This is a genomic window from Tsukamurella paurometabola, from assembly GCF_900631615.1.
In the GTDB taxonomy this organism is placed as follows: Bacteria; Actinomycetota; Actinomycetes; order Mycobacteriales; family Mycobacteriaceae; genus Tsukamurella; species Tsukamurella paurometabola_A.
The window spans coordinates 4628832-4645021 of sequence record NZ_LR131273.1; the positions used below are offsets into that span (position 1 = coordinate 4628832).

A 16190-nucleotide genomic window follows, 5' to 3' on the forward strand; every position below is an offset into this window, starting at 1 on the left:
CCAACAGATGTTTCCTTTCAGGAAACTCGAGTTGACAAGTCGGTCGACGTCCCACACTATGTGATCCGGCCCACAGAAGCAGCCCCTGCGAGAGGATCCATCCGTGTCCGACGAAACCCAGAGTCCCTCTCAGCCCCGCGGACCGGTGGACGCGAGCCTCGTCCCCCGCTACTGCGGACCCGAGACCTTCGCCCGCCTGCCCCGCCTCGACGAGGTCGACGGTGCCGCCGTCGCCCTGCTCGGGATCCCCTTCGACTCGGGAGTGAGCTACCGCCCCGGCGCGCGGTTCGGACCGGGCCACATCCGGGCGTCGTCGAAGCTGCTGCGCCCCTACAACCCCGCGCTGGACGTGTCGCCGTTCGCCGTGCACCAGGTGGCCGACGCCGGCGACCTGCCGGTGAATCCGTTCAACATCGAGGAGGCCCTCGGCACCGTGCAGGCCGAGATCGCGCGGCTGCGGTCCGCCGGATCGAAGGTGCTCACCCTGGGCGGCGACCACACCCTCGCCCTGCCGATCCTGCGGGCCGTCGCCGCCGACCGCGGACCGGTCGCGGTGCTGCACTTCGACGCGCACCTCGACACCTGGGACACCTACTTCGGCGCCCCGTACACGCACGGCACCCCGTTCCGGCGCGCCAGCGAGGAGGGTCTGATCGACCTCGAGCGCTCCATGCACATCGGCATCCGCGGCCCGCTCTACGGCGAGCAGGACCTCACCGCCGACGGCGTGCTCGGCTTCCAGGTGGTGCGCTCCGACGACTACGAGAACGACGGACTGGACTGCGTGATCGAGCGCATGCGCCGGCGCCTCGCTGGGCCCGACGGTGCCGGCGGCCCCGTCTACGTCTCCGTCGACATCGACGTGCTCGACCCCGCGCACGCGCCCGGCACCGGCACTCCCGAGGCGGGCGGGATGACGAGCCGCGAGCTGCTCAACACGCTCCGTGCGCTCGTCGGCACCGACGTCGTGGGCGCCGACGTGGTCGAGGTCGCACCGCCCTACGACCACGCCGAACTCACCGGCATCGCGGCGGCCCACGTGGCGTACGAGTTGCTCTCCGTGCTCGCGGTGAACGCCCGGTGACCCCGTTCACGGCGGGCCTGCTCGCCCGCAAGCCCGTCGACCGCATCCTGCGCGACAGCGCCGCCGAACACGAGGGCCCGCAGCTCAAGCGGTCGATGGGCCTCGGTCACCTGACGGCGCTGTCGATCGGCGCGTCGCTGGGCACCGGCATCTTCGTGATCCTCGGTGAGGCGACGCCGGACGCCGGCCCCGCGGTGATCGTCGCCTTCATCCTCGCCGCGGTGACGGCGCTGTTCTCCGCGCTCTCCTACGCCGAGATGGCGGGCACCATCCCCGTCTCGGGCAGTTCCTACTCGTACGCCTACGCGACGATCGGCGAGCTGTTCGCGTGGGTCTGCGGCTGGTGCCTGCTCCTCGAATACGGCGTCTCCGTCGCCGCCGTCGCGGTCGGCTGGGGCCAGTACATCAACGAGCTCCTCCACACCGTCTTCGGGGTCCAGCTGCCGACGGCCCTCGCCGCCCCGCCCGGCGACGGCGGCGTCGTGAACGTTCCGGCCATGGTGATCGTCGCGCTCGCCTGCCTCGTGCTGGTGGGCGGCGCCACCGAGAGCGCCCGGCTCAACACGGCGATGGTGGTTCTCAAGGTGTGCGTGCTGGTGTTCTTCTGCGCCATCGCGTTCACCGCCTTCGACGCCGGGAACCTGCAGCCGTTCATGCCCTTCGGCGTCGGTGGGGTCACCGCCGCGGCGGCGATGGTCTTCTTCTCCTACATCGGTTTCGACGCCGCCTCCACCGCCGGCAACGAGGCGAAGAACCCCACGCGCGACCTGCCGCGGGCGATCATCCTCTCCCTCGGCATCATCACCCTGCTGTACTGCCTCGTCGCGCTCGCCGCGGTCGGCGCGATGCCCTGGCAGGAGTTCGGCGGCACCGAGGCCTCCCTCGCGAAGATCCTCACCGACGTCACACAGAGCACCTGGCCGTCCGTGGTCCTGTCCATCGGCGCGGTGATCGCGATCGCCAGCGTCGTGCTGGCGGTGCTGTACGGCCAGACCCGCATCCTGTACACGATGGGCAGCGACGGCCTCGTCCCGCCGGTCTTCGCGAAGGTCAACCCGCGCACCTTCGTGCCGGTGCGCAACATCCTCATCGTCGGCACCCTGGTCGCGCTGCTCGCGGGCCTGGTGCCGCTCGGCGAGCTCGCGAACGCGACGTCCATCGGGTCGCTGTTCGCGTTCGCGCTGGTCAACATCGGCGTGATCGTGCTCCGCTACACCCGGCCCGACCTGCCCCGCACCTTCAGGACTCCGCTGTTCCCGCTCGTCCCCGTCCTCGGCGTCCTGTTCTGCGTGCTCCTCATGTTCCAGATGAAGGCGCCCACGTGGATCGCGTTCGGCCTGTGGACCGTGGTCGGCCTGGCCGTGTACTTCGCCTACGGGTACCGGAACTCGCGGCTGCGGGACGGCGTCGCGAAGGCCTCGCGATGACGCTCACCGTCGCGATGTACCAGGGTCCGGAGGGCCTCGGGCCCCAGCCGGATGTCGCGCGGAACCTGGCGGCGATCGACGGAGCCGCCGCCCGCGCCGCCGAGCGCGGAGCACGCCTGCTCGTCACGCCCGAGATGTCGGTGACGGGGTACGACATCGGGGCGGAGGTGGCGCGATTGGCGCGGCCCCGCGGCGGCGAGTACCACGATGCGCTCGCCGCCATCGCGGCCCGGCACGACGTGACGGTCGTCGGCGGCTACGCGGAGCGCGACGACGACCGGGTGTTCAACGCCGTCACCGTTGTCGCTCCCGACGGCACCGAACGCGCGCACTACCGCAAGACGCACCTGTTCGGCGACCTCGACCGCGATGCCTTCGCACCGGGCGACGAACTGCCCGTGACGTTCCCGTTCGGCGGACTCACCTGCGGCCTGCTCATCTGCTACGACGTCGAGTTCCCCGAGGCCGTCCGCGCCCACGCCGACGCGGGCACCGACCTGCTCCTGATCCCGACGGGCCTGATGGAGCCGTTCGGCCGGATCGCGGAACAGGTGGTGCCGGTCCGAGCCTTCGAGAGCCAGCTGTACATCGCCTACACCAACCACTGCGGGCGGGAGACCTCGCTCGAGTACTGCGGCCTGAGCACCGCGGCCGGCCCCGACGGCGAGGTCCTCGCCCGCGCCGGGCGCGACGAGGCCCTCCTGACCTTCAGCGCCGGCCCCGCGGCGCTGCGCGAGGCGCGTATCGCCAACACCTACCTGCGCGACCGGCGCGCCGATCTGTACTGAGCCCCTCGACCCCAGGAGCCCACATGACCCAACCCGCCATGCCCGCCCACGGACCGTCCGGCTCGGACGCGCCCCTGACCATGTTCGGCCCGGACTTCCCGTTCGCCTACGACGACTGGGTCACCCACCCCGACGGCCTCGGCTCGGTGCCCGACGACGTGCGCGGCACCGAGGTCGCGGTGATCGGCGCCGGCCTCGCCGGCCTGACCGCCGCGTACGAGCTGGCGCGGATCGGCCTCACACCCGTCGTCTACGAGGCCGACCGGATCGGCGGCCGGATGCGGAGCGAACGCTTCGACGGCTACGCCGACGACCTCGTCGCGGAGATGGGCGCCATGCGCTTCCCGCCGTCGTCGACCACCCTGCAGCACTACCTCGACCTCGCGGGCCTGCGCACGGAGCCGTTCCCCAACCCGCTCGCCGAGGCGACGCCGAGCACGGTGATCGATCTCAAGGGACGCAGCCACTACGCGCGCACCGCCGCCGACCTCCCGCCCGAGTTCGCGGAGGTCGCCCGCGCCTGGGACGCGACGCTCGCCGACTACGCCGACGCCGCCGAACTGCAGGACGCCATCCGCGCCCGCGACGTCCCGCGGATCCGCGCCGTGTGGTCCCGCCTGGTGGAGGAGCTCGACGACCAGACCTTCTACGGTTTCCTCACCGCGTCCAAGCACTTCCGCTCCTTCGCGCACCGGGAACTGTTCGGGCAGGTCGGGTTCGGCACCGGCGGCTGGGACACCGACTACCCCAATTCGATGCTGGAGATCCTCCGCGTCACCTGCACGGCCGCGGACGACGATCACCGCGGCATCGTCGGCGGCGCGGACCGCCTGCCGAGACACCTCTGGGAGAGCCCGTTCGACGGCGCGCGGTCCGTCCGGGACCTCAACGACGGCGATCACCGCCCGGCGGTCACGGCGATCCGGCGCACCGCGGGCCCCGGCGGTGCGCCCGCGTACACGATCACCGACGCTGCCGGAGAGACCCGGACCTATCCGGTGGCGATCTTCACCGGCCAGGCGTGGATGCTGCTCAACACCATCGACTGCGACGACGACCTGCTGCCGATCGACCACTGGACGGCGGTCGAACGCACCCACTACATGGGCAGTTCCAAGGTCTTCGCGCTCGTCGACCGCCCGTTCTGGCGCGACGTCGACCCCGCGACGGGGCACGACACGATGTCCATGACGCTCACCGACCGGATGAGCCGCGGCACCTACCTGCTCGACCACGGCCCCGACCGGCCCGGCGTCATCTGCCTCTCGTACACCTGGTCCGACGACTCGCTCAAGGTGCTGCCACTCGACGTGAACGCGCGGCTGGACCTCATGCTCAAGTCGCTGGGCGAGATCTATCCCGGGGTCGACATCCGCAGCCACATCATCGCGACGCCCAAGACCGTCTCCTGGGAGACGGAGCGGTACTTCATGGGCGCGTTCAAGGCGAACCTCCCCGGCCACTACCGCTACCAGGAGCGGCTGTACACGCACTTCATGCAGGACTCGCTCGACCCGCGGCACCGCGGCTTCTTCCTGGCCGGCGACGACATCTCGTGGACCGCCGGGTGGGCCGAGGGCGCGCTGCAGACCGCGCTGAACGCGGTGTGGGGCGTCGTCCACCACCTGGGCGGGAGCGCACCGTCGAGCAACCCCGGGCCGGGCGACGTCTTCGCGGACATCGCACCGGTCCGGCTCGGCGACGTGCGCGGCACGCGCGCCTGAGGTCAGTCGCGGCGCAGCGCCGTCACCAGGCCGCCGTGCGCGGGGATCATGGTGACGTTGCGGTGCCGCGGCTGCTCGGCGGGTGCGTCGGTCATCGCGAGGTCGACGCGCAGCAGAATCTGCGTGACCACGGATCGCAGCTCCGCCATCGCCAGCCCCGCGCCGAGGCAGCGCCGCGTCCCGCCGCCGAAGGGCATCAGCTTCTGCGGGGACGGCTTGACGCCGAGGAAGCGCTCGGGATCGAAGGCGAAGGGCCGCGGATACAGGTCCTCGCGGTGGTGCAGCAACAGGACCGAGATCAGGGCGATCACGCCGCGCTCCACGACGTACGGCCCGAACCGCCAGTCCGACAGCAGCTCCCGCGCGACGACCGGGACCACCGGCCGGCTGCGCATCGACTCGTTGATGAGCGCCTCGATGTATCCCTCGTCGCCGGCGCGGGCGGCCTCCACGGATCGGCGGTACACGTCGGGGTTGCGGGTGAGCCGCTCGAAGGTCCAGGCGACCGAGTTCGAGGTGGTCTCGTGCCCGGCGAGGACGAGGGTCAGGAGTTCGTCACGGATCTCACTGTCGGCCAACGGCTCACCGTCATCGCCGCGGGCCGCCATCAGCACGGTGAGGATGTCGGACCGGCCGGCGCCGTCGGCACCGTCGGCGCCCTCGCGGCGGCGCTCGGCGATGACGGCGTAGATGGCCCGGTCGAGCGGGCGCAGGATCATCTTGAGCACCCCGCGCGGTTCGCGGCTGCGGGCGTTCACCAGCTGGACCGCTGTCGCGAGCGGGTGCGTCGAGAGCTGCAACAGCCGGATCATCGACGCGCGGACCGCGCTCTCGGCGGCGGTGGCACCGGACTCGTCCTCGATGCCGAAGACCGCGGACATGATGACGTCGAGGGTGATCTGCTGGCCGATGTCGGCCAGCGGTACCGGCTCCCCCGTCTCCCAGTCGTCGATGCGGTGCGCCGTCGCCAGGTCGATCCGCCGCTGGTACTCGGTGACGGCGCGGCCGTGGAACTGCGGGAGCAGCAGGCCGCGCTGCTGCTTGTGCCGCGGGCCGACGGCGGTGAGCACGGAATCCGGGCCGACGATCGGCCGCAGCGGCGAGAACCGGGTGGCCGAGGGGGCTTCCTCTGGCCGCGACATCAGTGAGGCGATGTGCGCCGGGTTCGACACCAGGACCACCTGCCCCGGGCCGCCGGCGAACTCCGACCGGAAGACGTCGCCGTACCGCTCCGCCGCCCGGAACGTCACGTCGCCCTCGCGCAGCGTGTAGCTCAGGGAGGCCCGGAGCGGCCCCAGCGGGAGCGACGGTGCCGCGCGCAGAGCCACGGCGCCCTCGGCGCCGACGGGTCCGGCCTCGTCCGCGTTCCGTCCGTGCACGCCGGGCCGCGCGGGATCACGCAGGTGCCAGGCGGGGTCGGGGATGGACAGGGTGCGTGCGACGGTGCCGCCCAGTCCGGTGCCGATCCCGGTGCGGAAGGCTCGGGTGATCGTGGTCATGGCGTCCTCCTACGTCGATTGTGCACGCCGACCGCGGCGCGCGGGCGGGTCGTCGCGGGCATCAGGGCACGACGACACCCGTGGGACCCGTCCGGCGATCCCGGGCGGCCATCGCGCGGTGGATGTCGCGCGCGCCGAAGTCGAGGCCGTCGCGGTCGTGGGTGAGCCACAGGATCGCGACGACGAACGCTGCGATGACGAGAACGGTGATCATGGCCTTCTCCTTCTCCGGTGCCCGGTCGGTGTTCCGGGGCGACTTCGACGCTACGAAGTCGATCACCGCAGGTCAGCGTGCCCAGGAAGGAAATCCGGTTCCGCCCCGGGGCGGGTGCGCGGATCCGCCCCAGGGTGGGCGACGGGGCGTCGTCGCGCGACTACGATGCACACCATGCGCTGGCTGCGGTGGTTGGAGGCGCGGTACCGGCGGGACTTCGATCTGCTCGGCTACGAGTACCCGCCCTACTACATGATGATCACCGAGGCGGCGATGCTGGCACTGGTGGTCGAGGCCGCGGTCCCGAGGTACCTCGCCGGCCCGCCGGGCGCCCAGTGGGCGCTCCTCACCGGGGCCGTCGTGCTGTCGCTCGTCCACACCGCCGCCGGCCTGGTCCGCACCGGCCGCCTCTCCCTCACCGCGCATTCGATCGCCGTCCTGGTCGCCGCATCGCTGTTCTGGTGCGCGCCCACGCCGTTCGACGTGGTGCCGCTCATCGTGATCCTCGGCATCACCCAGGTCGCCGCGGTCACCCCGCTGCGCGTGACGGCGGTGCACCTGATCGCGTATCTCGCCGTCGTCACCATCGCCGGGCTGCTCGGCGCCGTCCACCAGGGCTGGCTGATCGCGCTCACCGTCTGCTTCGGCGCAGCGGTCGGCCAGTTGCTGCAGAACCAGCTGCTCCTGCTCCGCGCCGAGCGCGACGCCCACGCCTCCCGGATCGCCCTCGACCGCGCGACCATCGCGGGTGAGGTGCACGACGTCGTGGCGCACTCCCTCGCGGTGGTGCTGCTCAACGTGACGGCGGCCCGCCGGGCACTCGAGTCCGACGACGACCGCGACGAGGCGGTCGACGCCCTGCGCGATGCCGAGACGCAGGGCCGCGCCGCGATGAAGGACATCCGCACCACGATCGAGCTGCTGCGCACCGACGGCGCCGGATCGGCCCAACCGGGGATCGCGGACATCCCCGAGCTGGTCGCGTCCTTCGAGCGTGCCGGGCTCGCCGTGGAACTGGAGCACCGGGCACCGGCGGTGGACCTCAGCGCGAGCGCGGGTCTCGCCGCCTTCCGCGTGGTGCAGGAGTCCCTCGCCAACGCCGTCAAACACGCGCCGGGCGCGCGGGTGTCCGTCGTCGTCGGCCCCGGTGCGGGCGGGGCGCTCGACGTGCGCGTGTCGTGCCCCGTGCCCGACGGTGCGCGGCGCGCCCCCGGTGGCTCGGGCCTGGAGGGCATGCGGGCCCGCGTCGTGAGCGCCGGCGGTGAGCTCGATGCCGGCCCCGTCGACGGGACCTGGCTCGTGGCGGCGACCCTCCCCGCCGGATCCGCCTCCGGCCCGACCGGTTCGATCGAAGGAGACCGCCCGTGAGTGAGCGACCGATCCGCCTGCTGCTCGTCGACGATCAGGACCTGGTGCGGCTCGGGCTGCGCCGGATCCTGCGGCGCCGCGACGGGTTCGAGGTCGTGGGCGAGTGCGCCGACGGCGACGGGGTGACCGCGGCCGTCGCCGAGTCCACGCCCGACGTGGTGCTGATGGACCTGCGGATGAAACGGGTCAGCGGAATGGAGGCGACCCGGCGCCTCACCGCATCGCCCGACGCACCGCCGGTGCTCGTGCTCACCACGTTCCGCGACGACGACCTGCTGTCCGAGGCGCTCCGGGCGGGCGCGTCCGGCTTCGTCCTCAAGGACTCACCCGCCGAGGAGCTCATCCGCGCCGTCCGTCTCGTCGCCGGCGGGGAGGCGGTGCTCGACCCGGCGGTCACCGGCCGCGTGCTCGAGACGTACCGCACGGCCGCACCGGTGGTGACGGCACCGTCGGACGAACACGCGCGCCTGACGTCCCGGGAGGTGGACGTGCTCGCGCTCGTGGGCCGTGGGCTGTCGAACGACGACATCGCCGCCGAGCTGGTGATCTCGATCGTCACCGTGAAGAGCCACATCGGCTCGATCTTCACCAAGCTCGGCGTGCGCAACCGCGCGGAGGCGATAGTTTTCGCGTTCGATCACGGGATCGTCCAGCCCCGCAGTTGAACACTGTTTCGGACGGAGGAACTGCAGGTCGGAACGAACAGAAACAGTGTTCAACCGCCGCGGGGACGGGTTACTGGCGCTCGATGAACGCCGGCTTCTCCTTGTTCATGGCCGCCGTGCGGGCGATCACGTGGTTCTTGCCGCGGATCAGGCCGAGCTGGAGGGCCTGCTCGACGGGGAAGGACAGGCGCGAACCGCTGTACCAGGTGTTCTCGAACAGCGCCTTCGAGGCGGCCACCGCGTCGGGCGAGCGCTCCTTGAGCTTCTCCACCAGGTCCAGCGCGTCCTTCATCGGGTCGGCGGAGACGCCGGTGACGAGGCCCCAGTCCAGCGCCTGCTTCGCGGTGAACATCTCGCCGGTCATCGTGAGCCGCTTCGCGACGTCGATGGTGGTGAGCTGGGCGATGGACGCCGAGATCGACATGTCGGGAATCAGGCCCCACTTGGCCTCGAGGATGGAGAAGTCCGCCTCGCTCGAGGCGTAGCGGAAGTCCGCGCCCAGCGCGATCTGCAGGCCGCCGCCGTAGCAGTGGCCGTGCACCACGGCGATCACCGGCGCGGGCACGCTTCGCCACGCCCACCCCGCGGCCTGGAAGTTGTTCGCCGCCGAGATGCGCTTCGGCACGAAGTTCATCAGCAGCCGGCGCTGTTCCTTGCCCGCGGAGGCGAAGTCGAGTCCCGAGCTGAACGAGCTGCCCTCGCCGGACAGGATCACGGCCCGCAGGGAGCGGTCGTTCTTCGCGCGGTCGGCGGCCCTGGCGAGGTCGTCGATCATGTCCAGAGTGAGGCCGTTGTGCTTCTCAGGACGATTGATCCGCACGTGGGCGACCTCGTCGCGCACCTCGTAGTCGATGTTCGACATCCGCTTCTCCTCGTTTCGCCTCGCCTTGGCCGTTCTCTGCAACCCTAACCGCCGCGTCGGTCCCCGTATGCGAAGGCACGGCTGAAGTAAAGTGGCGCTCATGGCGGTCACGTTGCACATCACGGGGGAACCCGAGTCGGACGCAGTGCTCTCCGAGCATCCGTTCGCGCTGCTCGCGGGCATGCTTCTCGATCAGCAATTCCCGATGGAACGCGCGTTCGCGGGCCCGTGGAAGGTCCTCGACCGGTTCGGCAGTATCGATCCGCGCGACATCGCGGTCGCCGATCCGGTCCGCTTCGAGGAACTGTGCACCACGCCGCCCGCCATCCACCGGTACGGCCGTGCCATGGCCGCACGCCTGCAGACGCTCGCACAGATCGTGGTCGACGAGTACGACGGCCACGCCGAGCGGATCTGGACCGAGGCCTCCTCCGGCGCCGACCTGGTCAAGCGGATCGAAGCCCTCCCCGGCTTCGGCGCGCAGAAGGCGAAGATCTTCGCCGCCCTCGTCGGCAAGCAGCTCGGCGTGAAGCCCCGCGGCTGGGCCACGGCGGTCGGCGACTACGGCAAGGCCGGGTACCGGTCGGTCGCGGACGTCGTCGATGGCGAGTCTCTCCAGAAGGTCCGCGCGTACAAGAAGGAGATGAAGGCGGCCGGGAAGAAGGCGGGAGCATGACCGGACCGGGTCCCTACGGCGAGCAGAACCCGCATCAACCGGGTCAGGCCTACTCGCAGGCGATCCCCCTGCCCACTCCGCCCCGGGGACCGGCCGCACCGGGCCCCGTCCCGGGCAGCGCTCCCCCGCCGCCGCAGAAGCCCAACACCGGACGCAACGTCATCGTGGCACTCGTCGCCGTCGCCTCCGTGGTCGCGCTCATCGCCGCCATCGTGGTGGCGGCACTCCTCAGCGACTCCAACGGTGCCGACCCGGGCAAGGACACGGCATCGGCGACGACCGGCGCGGGCGCCGTCTTCCGCATCAACGACTGCCTGTACGACGTGCCCGAGGCGCCGAAGGTCGGCAACTGCGACGACGGCGGCTCGCCGTACCAGGTCACCCAGGTGATGCCCCCTGGCGAGAAGTGCCGGGCCGAGCAGACCTCGATCGCGCGCGGCCGCTGGTACTGCCTCACGCCGAATCTCAACGTGAACTACTGCTACACCGCCCCCGTGCCCGGAACGTGGATCAAGGCCGCCGCGCAATGCGGCGCGCCCGGAACGATCACCGTCGTCTCCGTGGTCGGCGGCCTCAAGGACTCCGGCCGGTGCTCGGGCGAATGGGACCGCAGCTACTTCTTCGACGACCCCGTCTACACCATCTGCGCGAAGTCGTACACCTAGCGGGGCCTCACGGCCGCAATCGGTCGCGGCGGGGGTTGAACTAGGCTGGGCGCGTGCCCGTCACCATGCCCCACGACCTCCCGGCCCGGGCCGTCCTGGCCGCGGAGCAGGTCTTCGTCATGTCCGACGACCGCGCCGGGCATCAGGACATCCGCCCCATGCGGATCGCCATCCTCAATCTGATGCCGATGAAGGTCACCACCGAGACCCAGCTGCTGCGCCTGCTCAGCAACAGTCCGCTGCAGATCGAGCTCACCCTGCTGCGCATGGCGAGCCACGTCTCGCGGACCACCGCATCGGAGCACCTCGACTCGTTCTACTCCACCTTCGACGAGGTCGCCGAGCAGCACTTCGACGGCCTGATCATCACCGGTGCGCCGGTGGAGCGGCTCGACTTCGAGGACGTCGACTACTGGCCGGAGATGACTCGGATCCTGGATTGGACGCGGACCAACGTGCAGTCCACCCTGCACGTGTGCTGGGGCGCGCAGGCCGCGCTGTACCACCACTACGGCGTCGGGAAACACGAACTGCCGCAGAAGCTCTCCGGAGTCTTCCCGCACCGGCTCACACAGGCGCGCTCACCAGTGGTCACCGGCTTCGACGACGAGTTCCTGGCGCCGCACTCGCGGCACACCGACGTCCACGCGGCCGACGTGGAGGCCACCGGCGAGGTCGACGTCCTGGCCGTCAGCGACGAGGCGGGCGTGTACCTGGCCGCCACGGGCGACGGGCGCCAGGTCTACGTGACGGGGCACCCGGAGTACGACGCGGACACCCTCGCCCGTGAGTACGCCCGCGACAGCGACCAGGGTCTCCCTGTCGCGCCGCCCGCCCACTACTTCCCGGGCGACGACCCGGCGGCGGTCCCGCCCAACCGTTGGCGCGGGCACGGGAACCTCCTGTACAGCAACTGGCTCAACTACTGCGTGTACCAGGAGACGCCGTTCGATCCGGACGGCGCGTAGCGGTCAGTCCCGCCCGGACGCCTCGCCGTCGGGCTCGCGCGCGGCGGGCCGCTCCGGCGCGACGACCCGATCCTCCGCGGTCGACGGTTGCGGAGTCCTCGACGCCGGGCGCACGTCGACGGCCTCGACGTCGACCACCGGGGCGACGACCACGGCGGGCGGCACGGGGGCCGGCGGCACGACCGCGGTCGGGGACGACGTCACCCGCGCGGGACGCGGCTGCCGGGGCTGCGCCGCTTTCGCGACCTCGTTCGCGGTGCGCAGCGCGAACTTCGGCAGGCTGGACAACAGGTCGGTCACCGGCTCGGCGACCGTGTTCGCCGCGCCCACCACGTTCTCGATGTCGCCGAGGCGCTGGCCCATCGCGGCGATGGTCGGGGTGAGCCGGTTCATCGCGTCGGTCACTTCCGCGAGCTTCTGGACCACGCCGTCCTCCGCGGTGAACGCGTCGACGATGCCGCCCTCGCGCGTGGCGCGGTCGAGCGGACCGTCGGGCCGGATGACACGGTCGACGGGGCCGCCCTCGTCGAACAGGTCCGCCACCCGGTCGGCCGCACCGCCGGGGCCGGCCACGCGGTGGATCGCGCCGTCCTCGCTGAGCAGGTCGGACACGCGGTGCACGATGTAGGGCACGCGCTGGGCCGCGGTGATCAGGTTCTCGTGGCGGGTGCTGCCGGCGGACCCGGGATCGATCCTGTCCGCGGCCATCGCCACGGCGTCCCGGGCGACCGCGACCGAGGTCTCGGCGGCGGCGAGCCCCAGGCCCGCCGCGGCCAGCCCGACGCGGGCGGGGGCGAGCAATGCTTTCGGAAACTCCATGCACCCAGCGTACCGCCGATCCGCGATCCCGGAATCAGGAGAATCCCTGAGGTCAGACGCCGGGCGTGGGGCTCACGACGTAGGTCACGTCCCCGTCGTCCGACGAGATCCCGACAGTGAAGCCGTGTCCCCGGTAGACGGCTCCGATCCGGCCCGCGTCGAGGGGGACGCCCGGCGCGACCGGTGTCAGGCCCGCCGCGAGCAGGGCACGGGCGGCGGCGACGGTGTCCCGCCCCTCGACGGTGACCCGCCACATCGGGTGCCCGACCTCGATGGTCTCCGCCTTGCGGATCTCGCCGACCACCGGGACCTGCTGCGCCGGGAACGTCGCGGGCAGGGCGACCGGAGTCGCCGCCGGGCCGCCGCAGGCCGCGGCCATCCCGGAGACGACGAGGGCGGCGCCGATAGCGGCGCCGCCCCGTTTCGTGCGATACATGCGGGTCAGAGCGAGATCTTGCCCTCGGCGATCGCGCGGATGAGCTGCTTCTCGCGGCGGGCCCGCTTGAAGCGCGCGCCGATCACGAGCGCGGCGAGCACGGCGACCCCGGCCGCGGCGGCCAGCACCGGCGGCTTGGTCACGGTGGCGACCACCGACTGCTGCGCCTGCTCGGCGAGCTTGCGCGGGTCCGCGCGCTCCCCCAGCTGGTCCAGCGTCGCCGCCAGCTGCTCCCGGGCGCGCTCGATATCGCGCTCGATGCTCTCGGTGTCACGTGCCACTTCGCTCTACCTCCGGGTCAGCCGGCCTGCAAATACTTCTCCGACTCTAGACCAGCCGCCGCGGGTGCACTGCTCTGCGGGGCCGGGCCGTCGCGATCCGGCCGCACTGCGAGGGCGAAGGTGGCCTGGACCTGCAGCCATTGCGCCAGCATCTGGCACCCCGTGAGCTCGTAGTCCTCGTGTCGCAACCGGGCGAGCGGCTCGGTCGCGTACGCGGTGTGCCGGTTGCCGCGCAGGTTGAAGTCGCGGCCCCGGTACCGCACCTTCGGGAGGTAGCCGAGGATCTCGCGGCCCGCCGTCCGCAACCGGTTCACATCACGCCGCCACTGCCGGGATCCGAAGGCGGTGCGGGTGGCGTTCTGGAACCGGTTGCCGAGGTACTCGCCGGCGGCGCGCGGCGCCCACGTCGCGAGGTCGCGCAGGGTGAGGTACGCGGTGGCGTCCGCGATGTCGCGGACGAAGGAGTCGACGCTGGCGTTGCAGATCACGTCCTGCGGGTGCGAGATCCACAGCAGGGGAAGGCCGTCGGGCACTGACGGCCCGTCGCCCGCGACACCCGATCCGCACAACGACGGGTCGCTGCCCTGCGGCCGCTCGGGGTCCGAGATCAGCCCGGCCGCCATCACCTGCGGCGCGAGGACGGGACCGTCGGCCATGGCGCCCAGCACCCGACGGACCACGGTGCACCCCTGCGAGTACCCGATGAGCACGACGGGCCCGTCGCTGTCGGCGATCGCGGCGAGCAGGCGCTCCACGCCGATCGCGACGGACTCCGCGAAGGAGATGCCGTCGCGCACGGGGACCGGGCCGTAGGAGGCGGGGTAGCCGACCCAGCGGGCGGCGAAACGATCGTCGAGTTCGGCGACGACGTGGCTGAGCATCCCGGTGACGTCGGTGCGGGGATCGTCGATCCAGGATTCGCCCGTGCCCCCGACGGCGAGCACGGTGATCCTGGCCCGGCCGGCGTCCGCCGGTCGCCGGGCCGCCCTGCTGTGGACGGTCAGCGCGTTCATGCGACAACCCTTGCGCCCGTGGATGAGAACGAGCTGAAATCCATGTTAAGAAACCGGTGATGTGTCGGAGCTAACAGCCGCATCAGCTCTGACAGGTGGGGCACCAGTACAGGTTCCGCGCCTCCATGACCTCGGTGCGCACCGGCGTGCCGCACACCCGGCAGGGTTCACCGGTGCGCCGGTAGACGTACGTCCGGGGCCGGTCCTCGGCGTACGAGGGCGCGCCGTGGTCGTGCTCGGGCCGCACGACGTGCATGCGCCCGCGCTCGACGCCGATCGGCATGAGGGCCACCAGGTCCTCCCACACCCGCAGGAACTCGTCGCGGGAGACGGCCCGGCCCTCGCGGTGCGGGTCGATACCGGCACGGAAGAGCACCTCCGCGCGGTAGACGTTGCCGACCCCCGCCATCACCTTCTGGTCCATGAGCAGCGCCCCGATGGGCCGGCGCGACCGCTCGATGCGGCGCCACGCGTCCGCGGGATCGGAGCCGGGGCGCAACGGATCGGGCCCGAGGCGTGCGAGCACCCCGTCGACCTCCTCCTCGGTGACGAGCCGGCACGCGGTGGGGCCGCGCAGATCGGTCCCGCCGCGCGGCCCGACGATCCGCATGCGCACCTGCCCGACAGGGGTGGGCGGCGCACCGTCGACCAGCCCGAAGTCGGTGAACGCGCCGTACAGCCCCAGGTGGACGTGCACGATCAACCCGCCCTCGTAGCGGTGCCAGAGGTGCTTGCCCCAGGAGTCGGCGCGCTCGAAGACGCGACCGTCGAGCCGCTTCGCCTCGGGCGCGAACCGCCCCTGTGGGCTGGAGACGCGGACGCCCTCACCCCCGAACAATGCGTCGTGGGCGAGGGCGAGCCGGTGGAGTGTGTGCCCCTCGGGCATGGACGGTGCGGTCCGGGCCGGGTCAGGCCTCGGGGGCGCCCGGAACGGCGGGCGCGACGCCCGTGCGCTCGTACTCCGACAGGATGTCGATGCGGCGCTGGTGGCGCGGCTCCTCCGACCACGGCTGCGCGAGGAAGGCGTCGACGATCGCGAGCGCCTCCTCCTTGCTGTGCATGCGGCCGCCGATGCCGATCAACTGGGCGTTGTTGTGCTCACGGGCCAGCTTGGCGGTCTCGACGCTCCACGCGAGGGCGCACCGGGCGCCGGGCACCTTGTTGGCGGCGATCTGCTCGCCGTTGCCGCTGCCGCCGAGCACGATGCCGAGGCTGCCGGGGTCCGCGACGACGCGGGTTGCGGCATCGATGCAGAACGCCGGGTAGTCGTCGAGGGCGTCGTAGGTGTGGGCGCCGCAGTCCACGACCTCGTGGCCGGCAGCCGTCAGGTGCTCGATGATCTGGGACTTCAGTTCGAAACCGGCGTGGTCGCCGCCGAGGTAAACGCGCATGAGGACAAGTCTTGCACGCGCCGCGCGAGCATCTGAAGGCGGCACAGCCTACATTCGATGGCATGGATGACAGCACCGAGCAGACACCGGGCCGGGAGCCACAGGGCGACTCCTCCCCCACAGCGTCCGCCCGCAGCGGGGCCTTCAGCGCCGAGCCGGACGAAACGACGATGCCGAGCACGGGCTTCTTCCCCGTCGTGCAGCCCGAGGAGACCGCCGGGGCCGCGGCACCGGCGCAGTCCGATGCGGCGACCTCCGCCATCCCCGCGGCCGATTTCCCGACCGACCGGCACGCGGCGGGCGGCCACCA

18 protein-coding genes are annotated in these 16190 nt (G+C 71.7%); 9 read left to right on the top strand and 9 right to left on the bottom strand.

From position 1 onward, the window contains the following. The first annotated feature begins 103 nt into the window (after window positions 1–103). From speB to ELY19_RS23040, 4 genes are read left to right on the top strand one after another with little or no spacing between them, the layout of a single operon-like run. Window positions 104–1084, top strand: coding sequence for an agmatinase (speB, locus tag ELY19_RS23025; RefSeq protein WP_126198567.1), 981 nt, complete (start codon window positions 104–106; stop codon window positions 1082–1084). Next, the gene (locus ELY19_RS23030; RefSeq protein ID WP_126198568.1) at window positions 1081–2511 is read left to right on the top strand and encodes an amino acid permease; all 1431 of its coding nucleotides are present in this window, start codon (window positions 1081–1083) and stop codon (window positions 2509–2511) included. The genes speB and ELY19_RS23030 overlap by 4 nt, the downstream gene beginning before the upstream one ends. Beyond that, on the top strand, window positions 2508–3299 hold the full coding sequence (locus ELY19_RS23035) for a carbon-nitrogen hydrolase family protein (RefSeq protein ID WP_126198569.1): 792 nt from the start codon (window positions 2508–2510) through the stop codon (window positions 3297–3299). The genes ELY19_RS23030 and ELY19_RS23035 overlap by 4 nt, the downstream gene beginning before the upstream one ends. Window positions 3300–3322: 23 nt before the next feature. Next, window positions 3323–5023: a flavin monoamine oxidase family protein gene (locus tag ELY19_RS23040; RefSeq protein WP_126198570.1), complete on the top strand. Its 1701-nt coding sequence runs from the start codon at window positions 3323–3325 to the stop codon at window positions 5021–5023. Between the two features lie 2 nt (window positions 5024–5025). Here ELY19_RS23040 and ELY19_RS23045 read toward each other — a convergent pair whose 3' ends face one another. Both ELY19_RS23045 and ELY19_RS23050 read right to left on the bottom strand, forming a co-directional pair. Then, entirely contained in the window at window positions 5026–6522 is a 1497-nt protein-coding gene (locus ELY19_RS23045; protein ID WP_126198571.1) for a cytochrome P450, read from the bottom strand. 61 nt (window positions 6523–6583) lie between these two features. Continuing rightward, entirely contained in the window at window positions 6584–6802 is a 219-nt protein-coding gene (locus ELY19_RS23050; RefSeq protein ID WP_126198572.1) for a hypothetical protein, read from the bottom strand. Between the two features lie 108 nt (window positions 6803–6910). On the opposite strand from ELY19_RS23050, the gene ELY19_RS23055 reads away from it, so the two are divergent. Both ELY19_RS23055 and ELY19_RS23060 read left to right on the top strand, forming a co-directional pair. Continuing rightward, window positions 6911–8104, top strand: a complete 1194-nt coding sequence (locus ELY19_RS23055; protein WP_126198573.1) for a sensor histidine kinase — start codon at window positions 6911–6913, stop codon at window positions 8102–8104. Next, window positions 8101–8769 carry a response regulator gene (locus tag ELY19_RS23060; RefSeq protein ID WP_126198574.1) on the top strand — a complete coding sequence of 223 codons (669 nt, stop codon included), beginning with the start codon at window positions 8101–8103 and terminating at the stop codon, window positions 8767–8769. Before ELY19_RS23055 ends, ELY19_RS23060 begins: the two co-directional genes overlap by 4 nt. 70 nt (window positions 8770–8839) lie before the next feature. Here ELY19_RS23060 and ELY19_RS23065 read toward each other — a convergent pair whose 3' ends face one another. After that, window positions 8840–9631 carry a crotonase/enoyl-CoA hydratase family protein gene (locus tag ELY19_RS23065; protein ID WP_126198575.1) on the bottom strand — a complete coding sequence of 264 codons (792 nt, stop codon included), beginning with the start codon at window positions 9629–9631 and terminating at the stop codon, window positions 8840–8842. A 100-nt stretch (window positions 9632–9731) separates the two neighbouring features. On the opposite strand from ELY19_RS23065, the gene ELY19_RS23070 reads away from it, so the two are divergent. The 3 genes from ELY19_RS23070 to metA are packed head-to-tail and all read left to right on the top strand — an operon-like array spanning window position 9732 to window position 11940. Further along, a complete protein-coding gene (locus ELY19_RS23070; protein WP_126198576.1) occupies window positions 9732–10307 on the top strand; it encodes an HhH-GPD-type base excision DNA repair protein in 576 nt (191 codons plus the stop codon). After that, on the top strand, window positions 10304–10972 hold the full coding sequence (locus ELY19_RS23075; RefSeq protein WP_126198577.1) for a hypothetical protein: 669 nt from the start codon (window positions 10304–10306) through the stop codon (window positions 10970–10972). The genes ELY19_RS23070 and ELY19_RS23075 overlap by 4 nt, the downstream gene beginning before the upstream one ends. 53 nt (window positions 10973–11025) lie before the next feature. Further along, a complete protein-coding gene (gene metA, locus ELY19_RS23080) occupies window positions 11026–11940 on the top strand; it encodes a homoserine O-acetyltransferase MetA (RefSeq protein ID WP_126198578.1) in 915 nt (304 codons plus the stop codon). Window positions 11941–11943: 3 nt separating this feature from the next. Here metA and ELY19_RS23085 read toward each other — a convergent pair whose 3' ends face one another. The 6 genes from ELY19_RS23085 to ELY19_RS23110 form a co-directional block, all read right to left on the bottom strand. Next, entirely contained in the window at window positions 11944–12759 is an 816-nt protein-coding gene (locus ELY19_RS23085; protein ID WP_126198579.1) for a hypothetical protein, read from the bottom strand. A 52-nt stretch (window positions 12760–12811) separates the two neighbouring features. Further along, window positions 12812–13195: a hypothetical protein gene (locus ELY19_RS23090; protein ID WP_126198580.1), complete on the bottom strand. Its 384-nt coding sequence runs from the start codon at window positions 13193–13195 to the stop codon at window positions 12812–12814. 5 nt (window positions 13196–13200) lie between these two features. Continuing rightward, the gene (locus tag ELY19_RS23095) at window positions 13201–13476 is read right to left on the bottom strand and encodes a DUF3618 domain-containing protein (RefSeq protein WP_126198581.1); all 276 of its coding nucleotides are present in this window, start codon (window positions 13474–13476) and stop codon (window positions 13201–13203) included. 17 nt (window positions 13477–13493) lie between these two features. Further along, on the bottom strand, window positions 13494–14489 hold the full coding sequence (locus ELY19_RS23100) for a PE-PPE domain-containing protein (RefSeq protein WP_126198582.1): 996 nt from the start codon (window positions 14487–14489) through the stop codon (window positions 13494–13496). Between the two features lie 82 nt (window positions 14490–14571). After that, window positions 14572–15375 (bottom strand): Fpg/Nei family DNA glycosylase, encoded by an 804-nt coding sequence (locus ELY19_RS23105; protein ID WP_126198583.1) that lies wholly within the window; start codon window positions 15373–15375, stop codon window positions 14572–14574. Between the two features lie 22 nt (window positions 15376–15397). Further along, window positions 15398–15880: a ribose-5-phosphate isomerase gene (locus ELY19_RS23110; protein ID WP_126198584.1), complete on the bottom strand. Its 483-nt coding sequence runs from the start codon at window positions 15878–15880 to the stop codon at window positions 15398–15400. Between the last annotated feature and the right edge of the window lie 310 nt (window positions 15881–16190).